Raw genomic sequence first — 15846 nt, forward strand, 5'->3', positions numbered from 1 at the left:
CCATGGCCGCCGAGAAGAACGCTTTCGTCTGGAACGATCCTTTCCTGATCGAGGACCAGCTTTCCGAGGATGAGCGCATGGTGCGCGACGGCGCGGCCGCCTTCGCGGCCGACAAGCTGGCACCGCGCATCGAGGAAGCCTATGCCGACGAGAAGACCGACCCGTCGATCTTCCGCGAGATGGGCGAGGCGGGCCTGCTCGGCATCACCATTCCGGAGGAATATGGCGGGCTTGGCGCCGGATACGTGACCTATGGCCTGGTCGCGCGGGAAGTCGAGCGCATCGATTCCGGCTATCGCTCGATGATGAGCGTACAGTCCTCGCTGGTCATGTATCCGATCCATGCCTATGGCTCGGAAGCGCAGCGCAAGAAGTATCTGCCCAAGCTGGCGTCGGGGGAATGGATCGGCTGTTTCGGCCTCACCGAGCCGGATGCCGGCTCCGATCCGGGCGGCATGAAGACGCGCGCCGAGAAGACAGCCAACGGCTACAAGCTCTCCGGCTCCAAGATGTGGATTTCCAACGCGCCGATCGCCGACGTCTTCGTCGTCTGGGYGAAGTCGGCCGCGCATGACAACCAGATCCGTGGTTTTATCCTGGAAAAGGGCATGAAGGGGCTTTCGGCGCCGAAGATCGGCGGCAAGCTCTCGCTGCGGGCTTCGATCACCGGCGAAGTGGTGATGGAAGGCGTCGAGGTCGGCGAGGACGCGCTGCTGCCCAATGTCTCGGGCCTGAAAGGCCCGTTCGGATGCCTCAACCGGGCGCGCTACGGCATCTCCTGGGGCGCCATGGGTGCGGCGGAAGATTGCTGGCATCGGGCGCGGCAGTACGGTCTCGACAGGAAACAGTTCGGCAAGCCRCTCGCCGGCACGCAGCTGTTCCAGAAGAAGCTCGCCGACATGCAGACGGAGATCGCGCTTGGACTGCAGGGCTCGCTGCGCGTCGGYCGGCTGATGGACGAAGGCAAGATGGCGCCGGAAATGATCTCCATCGTCAAGCGCAACAATTGCGGCAAAGCGCTCGACATCGCCCGCCAGGCCCGCGACATGCATGGCGRCAACGGCATCCAGATCGGCTACCATGTGATGCGCCACGCGCAGAACCTGGAGACGGTCAACACCTATGAAGGCACGCATGACGTGCATGCGCTGATCTTGGGACGGGCGCAGACGGGCCTGCAGGCGTTCTTCTAAGCCGGCAACGCTGCTTAAATTAGGTGCAGCGCAACATCTCTGCTTGGAGAAGGGCCAGCATTTATGTCAGGGTTCGGCGGATTGAAACGCCGAACTCCGGGGCACCATGGCAATTCTGGCAGCCGTCCATCACCTGACCCATTACAAATATGACCGGCCGGTGGTGCTCGGTCCCCAGGTGATCAGGCTGCAGCCGGCGCCGCATTCGCGCACCAAGGTGCTCAGCCACTCGCTGAAGGTCGAGCCGGCAAACCACTTCGTCAATCTGCAGCAGGACCCTTACGGCAACTTTCTCGCCCGCTTCGTCTTCCCGGAACCGGTGAGCGAGCTGAAGATCGAGGTCGACCTCGTCGCCGACATGACGGTCTATAATCCGTTCGACTTCTTCGTCGAGGAGAGCGCCGAGAATTTTCCGTTCGATTACCCGGAAGAGATCAGGGAAGACCTCGCCATCTACCGGCAACCCGAGCCGATAGGACCGCTGTTGTCGAAATTCCTGGAAAGCATCRACCGCAGCCCGGCAAACACCGTCAATTTCCTGGTCGGCCTCAATGCAAGGCTGCAGCGCGAGATCGCCTATATCGTGCGCATGGAGACCGGCGTCTATTCGCCGGAAGAGACGCTTGCCGCCGGCAAGGGTTCATGCCGGGATTCCAGCTGGCTCCTGGTGCAGATCCTGCGCAATCTGGGCATCGCCGCGCGCTTCGTCTCCGGCTATCTGATCCAGCTCAAGCCCGATCTCGTCGCGCTCGACGGACCGCCCGGGACGGCCGTCGACTTCACCGACCTGCATGCTTGGTGCGAGGTCTATATTCCGGGCGCCGGCTGGATCGGTTTCGACCCGACCTCCGGCCTGCTCACCGGCGAAAGCCATGTGCCGCTGGCCGCGACGCCGCATTTTCGCAATGCAGCGCCCATCTCCGGCATGGCGAGCTTCGCCAATGTCGACTTTGGCTTCGACATGCGGGTCGWCCGGATCGCCGAGCATCCGCGCATCACCAAGCCGTTTTCGGATGAAAGCTGGGAGGCGCTCGACCAACTGGGCGAAAAAGTCGACGCGGCGCTGAGGGACGGGGACGTGCGGCTCACAATGGGCGGCGAGCCGACCTTCGTGTCGATCGACGATTTCGAATCCGCGGAATGGAACACCGCGGCCGTCGGTCCGACCAAGCGCGACAAGGCCGACCAGCTCATCCGCCGGCTGCGCGAGCGCTTCGCGCCGGGCGGTTTTCTCCACTACGGCCAGGGCAAGTGGTACCCGGGCGAGAGCCTGCCGCGCTGGACCTTCTCGCTCTACTGGCGCACCGACGGCGAGCCGGTCTGGCGCGATCCGTCGCTGATCGCGAAGGAAAACGGTAATGCCGCGGTCGGGCCCGAACAGGCCGAAAGCCTGCTCAAGGCGGTCGCCGGCGAGCTCGGCATCGACAAGGCGATGGTCAGCGAGGCCTATGAGGATCCGGGCGAGTGGCTGCTCAAGGAAGGCAAGCTGCCCGACAATGTCGATCCCTCCAATTCGAAGTTGGAAGACCCGGAAGAGCGCAGCCGCATGGCGCGCGTCTTCGAGCGGGGGCTGACCAGGCCGTCCGGCTATGTGCTGCCGGTGCAGCGCTGGAACAGCCAGGCCGCCGGACAGCGCTGGCGCTCGGAGAAATGGAAGACCCGGCGCGGCCGCCTGTTCCTTGTGCCCGGCGACTCTCCAGTCGGCTACCGCCTGCCGCTCGGCGCGCTGCCTTACGTGCCGCCGGCGCAATTCCCTTATATCGTGCCGGTCGATCCCTCCGTGCCGCGCGGCGCGCTGCCGGCGCGCGATGCCATCCTGCCGGAAGCTCCAGCCGGCGGCGCCGACGAAATGGCGCGTCAGCAGGCCGAGGCCTCCTTCACCGCCGCCACGGCCCAGCAGGACCGGGTCGAGCAGCAACTGACCGAGATCGGCGGCGCCGTGCGCACCGCGCTCACCGTCGAGCCGCGCGACGGGCGGCTCTGCGTGTTCATGCCGCCGGTCGAGGCGCTGGAAGACTATCTCGAACTGGTGGCGGCGGCGGAGAATGCCGCCAAGGCGATCGGCCTGCCGGTGCATATCGAAGGCTACGCTCCGCCGCACGATCCGCGCCTCAACGTCATCCGTGTGGCGCCGGACCCCGGCGTCATCGAAGTCAACATCCATCCGGCCGCGAACTGGCGGGAATGCGTCGCGACGACGAGCGCGATCTACGAGGAGGCGCGGCAATCGCGGCTCGGCACCGACAAATTCATGATCGACGGCCGCCACACCGGCACCGGCGGCGGCAACCATGTCGTGGTTGGCGGCGCGACGCCCAATGACAGCCCGTTCCTGCGCAGGCCGGACTTGTTGAAAAGCCTGGTGCTGCAATGGCAGCGGCATCCGTCGCTGTCCTATCTGTTTTCGGGCCTTTTCATCGGTCCCACCAGCCAGGCGCCGCGCATCGACGAAGCGCGGCAGGATTCCCTTTACGAGCTGGAGATCGCGCTGGCGCAGGTGCCGCATCCCGACACGGGCACGGCACCCTTGCCATGGCTGGTCGACCGGCTGTTCCGCAATCTCCTGACCGACGTGACCGGCAACACGCACCGTTCGGAAATCTGCATCGACAWATTGTTCTCGCCGGACGGTCCGACCGGCCGGCTCGGGCTGGTCGAGTTCCGCGGTTTCGAGATGCCGCCCAATGCGCGCATGTCGCTTGCGCAGCAATTGCTGGTCCGCGCCATCATCGCGCGCGTTTGGAAGAATCCGCTCGAGGGCCGCTTCGTGCGCTGGGGCACCTCGCTGCATGACCGTTTCATGCTGCCGCATCATGTCTGGGCGGATTTCCTCGACGTGCTGGAGGATCTGAAGCTCAACGGCTTCGATCTCCGCCCGGAATGGTTCGCCGCCCAGCTCGAGTTCCGCTTCCCGTTTTGCGGCGAGGTGAGCCATGCCGGCGTCAAGCTGGAGCTCAGGCAGGCGCTGGAACCTTGGCATGTGATGGGCGAGCAGGGCGCRATCGGCGGCACTGTGCGGTTTGTGGACTCCTCGGTCGAGCGGCTGCAGGTGCGCGCCGAAGGCCTCAATCCGGAACGTCACGCCATCGTCTGCAACGGCCGCATCGTGCCGATGAAGGTGACGGACAATCGCGAGGTCGCGGTGGCGGGCGTGCGCTTCAAGGCCTGGCAGCCGRCATCCGGCCTRCATCCGGCGCTGCCGGTCAACACGCCGCTGGTCTTCGACATCTACGACCGCTGGTCGGGCCGCTCGGTCGGCGGCTGCGTCTACCATGTCGCGCATCCGGGCGGCCGCAATTACGACACCTTCCCGGTCAACGGCAACGAGGCCGAGGCGCGGCGGCTTGCCCGGTTCGAACCGCGCGGCCACAAGCCGGGCGGCTATGTGCTGCGTGACGAAGAAGCTTCTGAAGAGTTTCCCATGACCCTTGACCTCAGGCGGCCGGCGAGATTCTGATCGACAATGGCCAAGGGGAATCAGAGACGGGCGGGCGGTAGGCCGCGGGCGCAGGGACTGCTGGAACGCTATCGGCCGATCGAAGGCGTCGTCGACGAGATGGTCGACGACTCGGGCAGCCCCCGTCCGGCCTGGCGCTTCTTCATCGACGCGCTCGACGATCTGGGGGCGGAGCGGCTTGGACAGCGCTTCGCGCGCGCCGACCAGTATTTGCGCGACGCCGGCGTCTATTACCGCGTCTACGAACAGGCCGGCGCCAATGAGCGCGAATGGCCRCTCGCGCATGTCCCGCTGCTGATCGACGAGAAGGAATGGGCCGAGATCAGCGCCGGCCTCGTCCAGCGCGCCGACCTGTTCGAAGCGATCCTGGCCGACATCTATGGGCCGAATCGGCTGATCGAGAAGGGCATCCTGCCAGCCGGGCTGATCGCGGCGAGCCCCGAATATCTGCGCCCCGTCGCCGGCGTCTGGCCGGCGAGCGGGCATTTCCTGCATATGGTCGCCTTCGAGCTCGGCCRTGGCCCGGACGGGCGCTGGTGGGTGCTGGGCGATCGCGCGCAGGCGCCGTCCGGCGCGGGCTTCGCGCTGGAGAACCGCGTCGCCACCACGCGCGCGCTGTCGGACGTCTATGGCGAGATGCATGTGCATCGCCTCGCCGGCTTCTTCCGGCGTTTCCGTGACGCGCTGAACGGCATGGCCAAGGAATCCGGTGGCCGCGTCGCCATCCTGACGCCCGGACCGCTGAACGAAACCTATTACGAGCACGCCTATATCGCCCGCTATCTCGGCATCATGCTGCTTGAGGGCGAGGATCTGACCGTTTCCGGCGGCAGGCTGATGGTGCGCACGGTTTCCGGCCTGATGCCGATCGGCGTCTTGTGGCGACGACTCGACGCCGCCTTCGCCGACCCGCTGGAGTTGAGGCCGGATTCGCAGATCGGCACGCCGGGCCTGGTCGAGGCAATCCGGCGCGGCATGGTCTCGGCGGTCAACGCGCTTGGCTCGGGCCTGATCGAGACGCGGGCCTTGCTGTCGTTCCTGCCGAGGATCGCGCGGGAATTACAGGGCGACGATCTCAAGCTGCCGAGCATCGCCACCTGGTGGTGCGGACAGGAGGCCGAGCGCGCCCATGTGCTCGCCAATATCGACCGCATGGTGGTCGGCCCGGCGCTGTCGACCCGGCTTGCCTTCGAGGACGATGGTACGACCCGATTGGGGTCGTCCCTTTCGGCCGGCGAGCGGGCCGAGCTCGTGGCGCGGATCGAGGCGGACAGCGCCGGTTTCGTCGGCCAGGAAGCGGTGACGCTGTCGACCACGCCTGTGTTCGTCGGCGGCGTGCTTGAGCCGCGGCCCGCCAGCCTGCGCGTCTATCTGGCGCGCACGCCGGAAGGCTGGACGGTGATGCCCGGTGGCTTCGCCCGCGTCGGTTTTTCGCTCGACCCGACGGCGATCGCCATGCAGCGCGGCGGCCAGGCGGYGGATGTCTGGGTGGTCAGCGACAGGCCGGTCGAGCACGAGACATTGCTGCCGCAGGAGCATGAGGGCTTCACCCGCACCATGCCGGGCAGCCTGCCCAGCCGCGCGGCGGAGAACCTGACCTGGCTCGGGCGCTATATCGAGCGTTCGGAAGACACCGTGCGCGTGCTGCGCGCCTATCACGTGYGGCTGGCCGAGACATCYGATCCGGATATGCCGCTGCTTGCCGATATCAGGGACTATCTGGAGCCGTTCGGCATCGAGGTCGAAACGGCGATACCGCAGGGGCTGATCGGCACTTTGGACAGCGCGGTCTACAGCGCAGGGCAGATCCGCGACCGCTTCTCTCCCGATGGTTGGCTGGCGCTGAAGGATCTGTCGAAGACCATCCACAAATTCGCCGAAACGGTCGCGCCAGGCGATGACGCGACGCGGGCGATGACGGTGATGTTGCGCAAGCTCGCAGGCTTTTCCGGCCTGTTGCACGAGAACATGTACCGCTTCACCGGATGGCGGTTCCTGGAGATCGGCCGCAGGCTGGAGCGCGGCATCCAGACCGCACGCACGCTTAGCCGGCTGACCAGGAACGGGGCGCCGGAGGGCGCGCTCGACATGATGCTGGAGATCGGCGACAGCGTCATGACCCATCGCCGGCAATATCCGGTGCAGGCCGGGCGGCGCACGGTGATCGACCTGCTGGCGCTCGACCCTCTCAATCCGCGCTCGATCCTGTTCCAGCTCGAGCGGCTGAAGGCGGAGATCGGCATGCTGCCTTCGGTCGGCGGCGAGGGGCATATGTCGCCCGCCGCCAAGGAAATCCTGCAGCTCAACACGGCAATCGCCATCATGGAGCCGTCGGACATGAGCGCCAAGGTGCTCGACGACCTCGCCGGCCAGATCGGCGACCTCTACAACAGCCTCTCGAAGGCTTATTTCGGTTAGAGCATTTCCAGCGAAAAGGATCGCCTTCAATGCTCTATCTCTTTGTTTTTGCGCAATTCCGGACGCAAAACCGCTGCGCACTTTTGCTGGAATTGCTCTAATGCTCTACGACATCAAACTCCATCTGCACTACGACTATGCGGCGGCCGCCGGCGGCGGACGGCACCAGGTGCGCGTGATGCCGCAGACGATCGCCGGGGTGCAGCGCGTGATCGCCGCCTCGCTGTCCTTCCAGCCGCCGCCGGCCGAGCGCGCCGATTTTTCCGATTTCTTCGGCAACAGCGTCACCTCGATCGCCTTTCGCGACGCCCACGAGACGCTCGACATCCGAATGAACGCGCGCGTCTCGGTCTCGCGGCCCGAGCCTGATCTTGATGTCTCGCCCGACATAAGCGGGCTGAGATCGGAACTCGACCTGGTGCGCTCGCTATCGCCGTCCGCGCCGCATCATTTCCTCGCCGCCAGCGATCATGTCGGCATCGACGCGGCGATCACCGCCTATGCGCGGGAGAGCCTTGCCGGTTCCGCCGTGGCCACGGCGGTCGATCTGTGCAACCGCATCCATCGCGACTTCACCTATGACGGTAAGGCAACCACGGTGCAGACGCGGGCCAGCGATGCCTTCGCGCTGAAGCGCGGTGTCTGCCAGGACTTCTCGCACATCATGATCGCCGGCCTGYGTGGGCTTGGCATTCCGGCCGGCTATGTCAGCGGCTTCCTGCGCACGATCCCGCCCAAGGGCAAGCCTCGGCTCGAAGGCGYGGACGCCATGCATGCCTGGGTCAAGGCCTGGTGCGGGCGCGATGCCGGCTGGCAGGAGTTCGACCCGACCAACGGCATGCGGGCGAGCAACGACCATATCACCGTCGGCTATGGCCGCGACTATTCCGACGTGGCGCCGATCGTCGGCGTGCTGAAGACGACGGGCGGCCAGGTCGGCGAGCAGGCGGTCGACGTCATTCCGGTCGCTGCCTGACGCGTCAGTCATTCGCACTGCGGGTTTGCATTCGGAACCAGTCTTCGCCGCGCGGCTTTATCTACGGGTCATTTCGCGGAGCCGGCATGCTGCAGCATTTACAATTGTCATCGGACCGTTCGGCGCGGGCCGAGGAAACCCGAAGGAACGGCGCCCGCACCTCTGTCGAAGGCACATCGCTCAATTATGTAAGCGATGCCGATCCCGGCATCCGCAGATTGAGGAAGGGTACGGGATTCACCTATGTCTGCGCCGACGGCGGAACCGTCGACGAAACGACCCTTGCACGCATCAAGGCGATCGTTATCCCGCCGGCCTGGACGGATGTGTGGATCTCGCCCGATCCGGACGGCCATATCCAGGCGACAGGCCGGGATCAGCGCGGCCGCAAGCAGTATCGCTATCACCCGCAATGGACCGAGGAACGCGACGGCGTCAAATATTCCAGTCTCGTCGCTTTCGCCGAAAGCCTGCCTGYGCTGCGGCGGCAGATCGATACGGACCTGCGCCGGCACGGCCTGCCCTTGGAGCGTGTCGTCGCTTCGGTGGTCTGGCTGCTCGACAACACAATGATCCGTATCGGCAACGCGGCCTACGCACGCGACAACAAGAGCTTTGGGCTGACCACGCTGCGCGACCRCCATGTCGAGATCACCGGCTCCAGCCTGCGCTTCGCCTTCAAGGGCAAGTCGGGCAAGGAATGGAAGCTGAAGCTGGTCGATCGCCGGATAGCCAAGGTCGTGCGCGGCGCCCAGGATTTGCCGGGACAGAAGCTGTTCCAATATCTCGACGAGGATGGCGACCGGCGGCCGGTGCGCTCGGAGGACGTCAACCGCTATATCCGTGATGCCTCCGGCGCCGACTTCAGCTCCAAGCATTTCCGCACCTGGGGCGGCACGATCCATGCTGCGTCGCTGTTTGCCGCGACCGAGTTGCCGGAAAGCAAGACACAACAAAAACGGGTGGTCAACAGTGTCGTCGACAAGGTCGCCGAGCGGCTGGGAAACACCCGGGCGGTTTGCCGCAGATGCTACATCCATCCGCTGGTATTCGAGACATGGAGCCAAGGACGACTGCTTGACGAAATGGCCGAGGCCAACAAGCGCAAGCGCCTGATATCCGGGCTGGACGAGGAAGAAACGCTGGTCCTCAGGTGGCTCCAGGCGCACGGCGCCTGACAGGCAAGCGCAAAGATCGCCAAGTCCGTGATCCGTCGATACATTTTTTTATCGACCTCGTGTCGGGAAGGGCCCTAGTGTCGCGTCCTTTGATACGGAAAGGACGAACCATGCTCTACGCCATCCTCTGCTACGCCTCCGAAGACGTCGTCTGCTCCTGGAGCAAGGAACAGGACGACGAGGTCATGGCGAAGATCCTCGACGTGCAGGACAAATACGCCAAGGCCGGCCGGCTCGGGCCCGTGGCGCGCCTTTTGCCGACGACGGCGGCGACGACGCTGCGCAAGGTCAAGGGCGAGGCGGTCGTGCTGGACGGCCCGTTCGCCGAGACGAAGGAACAGTTCCTCGGTTTCTACACGCTCGAATGCAAGGGTCTCGACGAAGCCGTCGAGTTCGCGCGCGAGCTCTCCGAGGTCAATCCGAGCGGCGGCTCCTATGAGATCCGGCCGGTTTCGGTCTTCAACCCGACAAAGGTAGCGGTATGACGGATATTGCCTGGATAAGCACGGCGATCAGCAACGCCCGTCCGCAGGCGATGGGCGCGCTGCTGCGCTACTTCCGCGACCTCGACGCCGCGGAAGAGGCTTTCCAGGACGCGTGCCTGAGGGCGCTCAAGAACTGGCCGAAGAACGGGCCGCCGCGCGATCCGGCGGCCTGGCTGATCTTCGTCGGACGCAACAGCGGCATCGACGCCGTGCGCAAGCGCGCCAAGCAGGCGCCGATGCCGGAAGAAGACCAGGTATCCGATCTGGAGGACGCCGAGAGCGACATGGCCGAGCGGCTGGACGGCGCGCATTATCGCGACGACATCCTGCGGCTTCTGTTCATCTGCTGCCATCCGGATCTGCCGGCAACGCAGCAGATCGCGGTGGCGCTGCGCATCGTCTMCGGCCTCACCGTCAAGCAGATCGCGCGCGCTTTCCTGGTCGGCGAGAGCGCCATGGAACAGCGCATCACCCGCGCCAAGGCGCGTATTGCCGATGCCGGCGTGCCGTTCGAGACGCCGGGCGCGGTCGAGCGCTCGGAGCGGCTCGCCGCCGTCGCCGCGATGGTCTATCTGATCTTCAACGAAGGCTATTCGAGCAATGGCGGCGAGGCGCCGGCGCGCGCGCCGCTGTGCGAAGAGGCGATCCGCCTTGCTCGTCTATTGCTCAGGCTGTTCCAGCAGGAACCGGAAATCATGGGGCTGACGGCGCTGCTGCTTCTCCAGCATGCGCGCGCGCCGGCGCGCTTCGACGAGAATGGCGAGATCGTGCTGCTCGAGGATCAGGACCGCTCGCTCTGGAGCCGCAAGATGATCGACGAGGGCCTGGCTCTGGTCGACAAGGCGCTGYGCCACCGCAAGCCCGGCCCCTATCAGGTGCAGGCGGCGATTGCGGCGCTGCATGCGCGGGCGGCGACGGCCGAGGATACCGACTGGACCGAGATCGACTTGCTCTACGGCCTGCTGGAGCAGATGCAACCTTCGCCGGTGGTGACGCTGAACCGCGCCGTCGCGGTCAGCAAGGTGCGCGGCCCGGAAGCCGCACTTGCCATGATCGAGCCGCTGGAAGAGYGGCTGTCGGGCTATTTCCACTTCTTCGGGCTGAAGGGCGGGCTGCTGATGCAGCTTGGCCGCAACGAGGAGGCGCGCGTCGCCTTCGACCGCGCCATCGCCTTGGCCAACACGGCGGCAGAGGCCGCGCATATCCGCATGCATATCGATCGGCTGATCAAGGAAAGCGCCGAGAAGTCCTCATTGCAGAAGGCGCGCTGATCCGACCTTGGCGTCTGGCCCAATTTCACGCTCGGGCCTTAGACCATGYCGGGGTGGCGGTTTTTCCCTGAAACGAGTAATGYCACGCCATCAAAGCGCCCGGGCGTGCCTGACGGCACATCCAAGACATGGCGCATGGCTTCCATTTCCGCCCTATGAGAGGCGGAATCTGAAAGGGACAAAAATGACACTGGTGAAGGAAACGGCCTCGCTTCTCGAGAAACTGGGCGTCGCCAAGGAGGCGCTTGTCGGAGGCGACCTCATCGTGCGCAGCCCGGTGACGGGCGAGGAGATCGCGGCGCTGAAGTCGATCTCGGCCGCCGATKCCGGCAAGGCCATCGATGCCGCGCACAAGGCTTTCCAGGCCTGGCGGCTGGTGCCGGGACCGAAGCGCGGCGAACTGGTGCGCCTTCTTGGCGAAGAGTTGCGCGCGCACAAGGACGAGCTCGGCCGGCTGGTGTCGATCGAGGTCGGCAAGATCCCGTCCGAGGGGCTCGGCGAGGTCCAGGAAATGATCGACATCTGCGATTTCGCCGTCGGTCTTTCCCGGCAATTGTATGGCCTCACCATCGCCACCGAACGCCCCGGGCACCGCATGATGGAGACCTGGCATCCGCTCGGCGTCGTCGGCGTGATCTCGGCCTTCAACTTCCCGGTCGCGGTGTGGTCGTGGAATGCGGCCCTTGCCTTCGTCTGCGGCGATGCGGTGGTGTGGAAGCCGTCGGAAAAGACGCCGCTGACGGCACTCGCCTGCGAGGCGATCTTCAAGCGCGCCGCCAAGCGCTTCGGTGCCGACGCGCCGGCGGGGCTGCTGCAGGTGCTGATCGGCGACCGCGCCGTCGGCGAGGTGCTGGTTGACCATCCGAAGGTGYCGCTGGTCTCGGCCACCGGCTCGACGCGCATGGGCCGCGAGGTCRGTCCCAGGCTCGCCAAGCGCTTTGCCCGCGCCGTGCTTGAGCTCGGCGGCAACAATGCCGRCATCGTCACGCCCACCGCCGATCTCGACATGACGCTGCGCGCCATCGCCTTCGGCGCCATGGGCACCGCCGGCCAGYGCTGCACGACGCTCAGGCGCCTGTTCGTGCATGACAGCGTCTACGACGCGCTCCTGCCGCGCTTGAAGAAGGCTTATCAGTCCGTCTCCGTCGGCAATCCGCTCGAAGGCAAGGCGCTGGTCGGCCCGCTGATCGACAAGGCGGCCTTCGACAACATGCAGAAGGCGCTCAAGGAAGCCACCGCCCATGGCGGCAAGGTGACCGGCGGCGCGCGGTTCGAAAACGGTCATCCGGACGCCTATTACGTGCATCCGGCGCTGGTCGAGATGCCGAAGCAGGTTTCGCCGGTGACGGAAGAAACCTTCGCGCCGATCCTCTATGTGATGAGATACACCGATTTCGACGAGGCGCTCGAGCTGCACAATGCGGTCGGCGCCGGCCTGTCGTCGTCGATCTTCACCCGCGACCTGCAGGAATCGGAGCGTTTCCTCGGCGTCGACGGCTCGGATTGCGGCATCGCCAACGTCAACATCGGCACCTCGGGCGCCGAGATCGGCGGCGCGTTCGGCGGCGAGAAGGAGACGGGTGGCGGCCGCGAGAGCGGCTCGGATGCCTGGAAGGCCTATATGCGYCGCGCCACCAACACGGTGAACTTCTCCAAGGCGCTGCCGCTGGCACAGGGCGTGTCGTTCGACATCGATTGAGACCAGTGCGTTTCACCGTTTCACGGAAACGGCGAAACGCCCTATCTCTTTATTTTGATGCAATTCCGGACGGAAAACCGCCCACACTTTCCTGGAATTGCTCTATCGAGCGGTTCAGCTTGGAGAAGCCGAACCGCTCGATATTGCTCCTCAGAAAGCTTTGCCGGTCGCCGGGTCGAACAGGCGAAGCGCGTCAGCGTCGAAGACAAAGGCGCATGACTGGCCTTTGGCGACGCGGGCCTGCGGCGGCAAGGTTGCCGTCAGCCGCTGGGTTCCGACCCGCGCCGTGGTGACCTGCTCTGGTCCCGTCAGCTCGACGACATCGATCTCGACCGGCAGCGACATGTCGGCACCGCTGCCCGCTCCAAGGCGGAGCGCCTCTGGCCTGATGCCGACGACAACCGAAGCACCGTTGCGGACGGCGCTGGCGTAGCGTTGCGGCAGCGTCACCCGGGCATCCGTGCCGGCAATGGCGAGCTTGCCATCCTCGACAGCCGCTTCCAGCATGTTCATCGCCGGCGCGCCGACGAAGCCGGCGACATAGAGCGTCRCCGGGTGGTTGTAGATCTCCTCCGGTGTGCCGAGCTGTTCGATGCGACCGTCGCGCATAACGGCGATGCGGGTCGCCAGCGTCATCKCCTCGATCTGGTCATGCGTGACGTAGACCACCGTGGTGCGCAGCATTTCGTGCAGGCGCTTGAGCTCGGTGCGCATTTCCAGGCGCAGCTTGGCGTCGAGATTGGAGAGCGGTTCGTCGAACAGGAAGACCTGCGGCTTGCGCACGAGCGCGCGGCCGATGGCGACACGTTGGCGCTGGCCGCCGGACAACTGGYCGGGCTTGCGGTCGAGCAGGTTCTCGATCTGCAAAAGCTTCGCCGTCTCGCGCACCGCCTTGTCGCGCTCGGCGGCGGGAATCTTGCGCATCTCCAGGCCGAAGCCGATGTTGCGGCTGACCGTCAGGTTCGGATAGAGCGCRTAGGACTGGAAGACCATGGCGATGTCGCGGTTCTTCGGATGCACGCCAAGCACCGAGCGCCCGCCGATCTTGACGTCGCCGCTGGTTGCTTCGGCGAGACCGGCGATGATGTTGAGCAGAGTGGACTTGCCGCAGCCCGAGGAGCCGAGYAGCACAAGGAACTCGCCGTTCTCGAGCGCGATGTCGATGCCTTTCAGCGTCTCGACGCTGCCGTAATTCTTGCGGACATCGCGGATTTCAAGCGCGCTCATGGGCGGCATCCTCGAACTGGATCGGCCCGCCATAGTCGCGGGGCAGGGTTGAGATGGCGCGCGACGCCACCTGAATGGCGGTGGAGAGGCAGTCCTCCAGCGACTGCTCTTGCACCAGCGCGGCCAGGAAAGCGGCGTTGAAGACATCACCGGCGCCGATCGTGTCGATGACGGTGACGCTCGGCGCAGGCACTTCGATGAATTTGCCGTCGGAGCCGATGGCAATCGCGCCGTCGGGTCCACGCTTGACGACGACCGTCGCGCCATTCCTCATGCCGTCGCGGATCTTGCGCGCCGCTTCCGCCGGACTTGCGAGACCGGCCAATGTCGTCGTCTCGACCTCGTTGAAGAGCGCCAGTTCGCAGCGCGACAGCCAGTTGCGCGCAGCGGCGCAGTTCGCCTCGGTCCAACCGTCGATCGGCCAGCCTGTGTCGAGCGCGACGGCGATGCGGTGCGCCTCGGCCCAGTCGAAGAAGGCATCGTAATCGCGCGTCAGGTCGTCGGTAAGGAAAGAGCCGCAGAGCAGCGCGTAGCCGCCGGAAAGCCGATTTCCGTCAAGCACGGCGAGCACGTCGGCCAGGCTGAAGCGGGGCAGGTGGCCGCGCGTGGTGAAGAAGGTGCGCTCGCCGTCCGGATGGGTCATGCCGACCGACAATGTCGTGCCTTCGGGACAAACCGRCCATTTTTGCGCCCGGTCTCCAAAGGCTTCGCGCAGCCAGCGCCCGAACTGATCGTCACCGATATTGGCGGCAATTTCGAAGTCGATGTCCAGCGCCTGCCAGGCAAGCGCCGTATTGCCGGCCTGGCCGCCGACGCGGAGATCGTCGTGGTCGACGACGGTCTCCGTCCCTGCCTTCGGCCAAGGCGCGACCGGGCCGACGATCAGGTCGACATTGACGTTGCCGATCACCGCAAGCGGCCGCATCACTCGCTCCTGGTGATCTTGGTCGTACGCACCGGCGTTCCGGCGTTCTCGACGCGGGAATCGGCAAAGGCGATCATCAGGCGCTGCGCCACCGGCAGCATGGCAAAGACCGCCGCCAGGCCCGTGGCGGGTTCGAAGGCCAATGTCACGGCGCCCGGGACCGGCGACATGCCCGAGGCGTCGAAGACAATCAGCGGCGCGCCGGTCTCGACGACGGACAGGGCCATCGCGGTGACGAGGTCGGCGGTCGGGTCGTTGCCTCGGAAGAGCACGACGCCAATGCTCGGGCCCAGCATCTCCATCGGCCCGTGGCGCAGCTGGCCACCTTCGAGCGAGAAACAAGGCAGGCGCGACAGTTCGGTGAAGCCGAGCGCAAGGGCTTCAGCCACGCCTTGAAGCTTGCGGCCGGACGTGACGATGGTCGCGACCGTTCTCAGCGCCGCGAGCGCGGCATCGATCTCGACCATTCGAGGCGCCTTGAGCTCGTCAATCGCGGCGGCGGGATCGTCRCCAAGCGCGGCCAGGATGGCGAGATGCAGGGCGAAGGTCACGGTCAGGCTGCGGGTCGCGGCAAAGGCAAGCTCRGTGCCGCCGGCGCCGACGAGGCAAGGCACGGTGCGGCCGAGGAACGAGCCTTTCTCCAGCGTCAGGCCGAAGGTTTCGGCGCGACCGCCGGTCTCGGCAAACCAGCGCAGCACCTCGGCGCTCTCGCCCGACTGCGAGGTGACGAGCACCGTCCTGCCTTCAAGCGGCAGCGGCTGTCCGAGCTGTTCCGACAGCGGCAGCGCGATGGCGTCGATTCCATGGGCGCGATAGAGCGGCTCGACCGCGCGGGCGACGGCATGCGAGGCGCCCATGCCGAGCAGGACGAGCCGCCCGTTCTTCCTGATCGAAGCAGCGACCTTGGCGGCGGCATCCCTGTTATTCTCGAAGGAGGCCAGCGCATCCTGATGCTGGCGCGCCATCTCGCGATCGATCGCGACGAGCCCTGCCGGGCGTTTCCTTTCCGCAGTCATC

At 65.7% G+C, this 15846-nt stretch carries 11 protein-coding genes; 8 read left to right on the top strand and 3 right to left on the bottom strand.

What is annotated here, in order from left to right:
- The first annotated feature begins 2 nt into the window (after nt 1-2).
- From LCM4576_RS15890 to LCM4576_RS15925, 8 genes are all read left to right on the top strand, one after another.
- The gene (locus LCM4576_RS15890; RefSeq protein ID WP_071033027.1) at nt 3-1193 is read left to right on the top strand and encodes an acyl-CoA dehydrogenase; all 1191 of its coding nucleotides are present in this window, start codon (nt 3-5) and stop codon (nt 1191-1193) included.
- A 106-nt stretch (nt 1194-1299) separates the two neighbouring features.
- Nucleotides 1300-4650 (top strand): DUF2126 domain-containing protein, encoded by a 3351-nt coding sequence (locus LCM4576_RS15895; RefSeq protein WP_071033028.1) that lies wholly within the window; start codon nt 1300-1302, stop codon nt 4648-4650.
- 6 nt (nt 4651-4656) lie between these two features.
- On the top strand, nt 4657-7068 hold the full coding sequence (locus LCM4576_RS15900; RefSeq protein ID WP_071033029.1) for a circularly permuted type 2 ATP-grasp protein: 2412 nt from the start codon (nt 4657-4659) through the stop codon (nt 7066-7068).
- 100 nt (nt 7069-7168) lie between these two features.
- Complete coding sequence (locus LCM4576_RS15905) at nt 7169-8044, top strand: transglutaminase family protein (protein WP_071033030.1); 876 nt, start codon at nt 7169-7171, stop codon at nt 8042-8044.
- An 86-nt stretch (nt 8045-8130) separates the two neighbouring features.
- Complete coding sequence (locus tag LCM4576_RS15910; RefSeq protein ID WP_071033031.1) at nt 8131-9222, top strand: DNA topoisomerase IB; 1092 nt, start codon at nt 8131-8133, stop codon at nt 9220-9222.
- 110 nt (nt 9223-9332) lie between these two features.
- Nucleotides 9333-9707 carry a YciI family protein gene (locus LCM4576_RS15915; protein WP_071033032.1) on the top strand — a complete coding sequence of 125 codons (375 nt, stop codon included), beginning with the start codon at nt 9333-9335 and terminating at the stop codon, nt 9705-9707.
- Nucleotides 9704-10978 carry an RNA polymerase sigma factor gene (locus LCM4576_RS15920; protein ID WP_071033033.1) on the top strand — a complete coding sequence of 425 codons (1275 nt, stop codon included), beginning with the start codon at nt 9704-9706 and terminating at the stop codon, nt 10976-10978. Before LCM4576_RS15915 ends, LCM4576_RS15920 begins: the two co-directional genes overlap by 4 nt.
- 184 nt (nt 10979-11162) lie before the next feature.
- On the top strand, nt 11163-12677 hold the full coding sequence (locus LCM4576_RS15925) for an aldehyde dehydrogenase family protein (protein WP_071033034.1): 1515 nt from the start codon (nt 11163-11165) through the stop codon (nt 12675-12677).
- A gap of 150 nt (nt 12678-12827) precedes the next feature.
- Here LCM4576_RS15925 and LCM4576_RS15930 read toward each other — a convergent pair whose 3' ends face one another.
- From LCM4576_RS15930 to LCM4576_RS15940, 3 genes are read right to left on the bottom strand one after another with little or no spacing between them, the layout of a single operon-like run.
- Nucleotides 12828-13904, bottom strand: a complete 1077-nt coding sequence (locus tag LCM4576_RS15930; RefSeq protein ID WP_071033167.1) for an ABC transporter ATP-binding protein — start codon at nt 13902-13904, stop codon at nt 12828-12830.
- Complete coding sequence (locus LCM4576_RS15935) at nt 13891-14829, bottom strand: PfkB family carbohydrate kinase (RefSeq protein WP_071033035.1); 939 nt, start codon at nt 14827-14829, stop codon at nt 13891-13893. The genes LCM4576_RS15930 and LCM4576_RS15935 overlap by 14 nt, the downstream gene beginning before the upstream one ends.
- Entirely contained in the window at nt 14829-15845 is a 1017-nt protein-coding gene (locus LCM4576_RS15940; RefSeq protein WP_071033036.1) for an SIS domain-containing protein, read from the bottom strand. The genes LCM4576_RS15935 and LCM4576_RS15940 overlap by 1 nt, the downstream gene beginning before the upstream one ends.
- Nucleotide 15846 lies beyond the last annotated feature (1 nt).

Source organism: Mesorhizobium sp. LCM 4576, assembly GCF_001854815.1.
Classification (GTDB): domain Bacteria; phylum Pseudomonadota; class Alphaproteobacteria; order Rhizobiales; family Rhizobiaceae; genus Mesorhizobium; species Mesorhizobium plurifarium.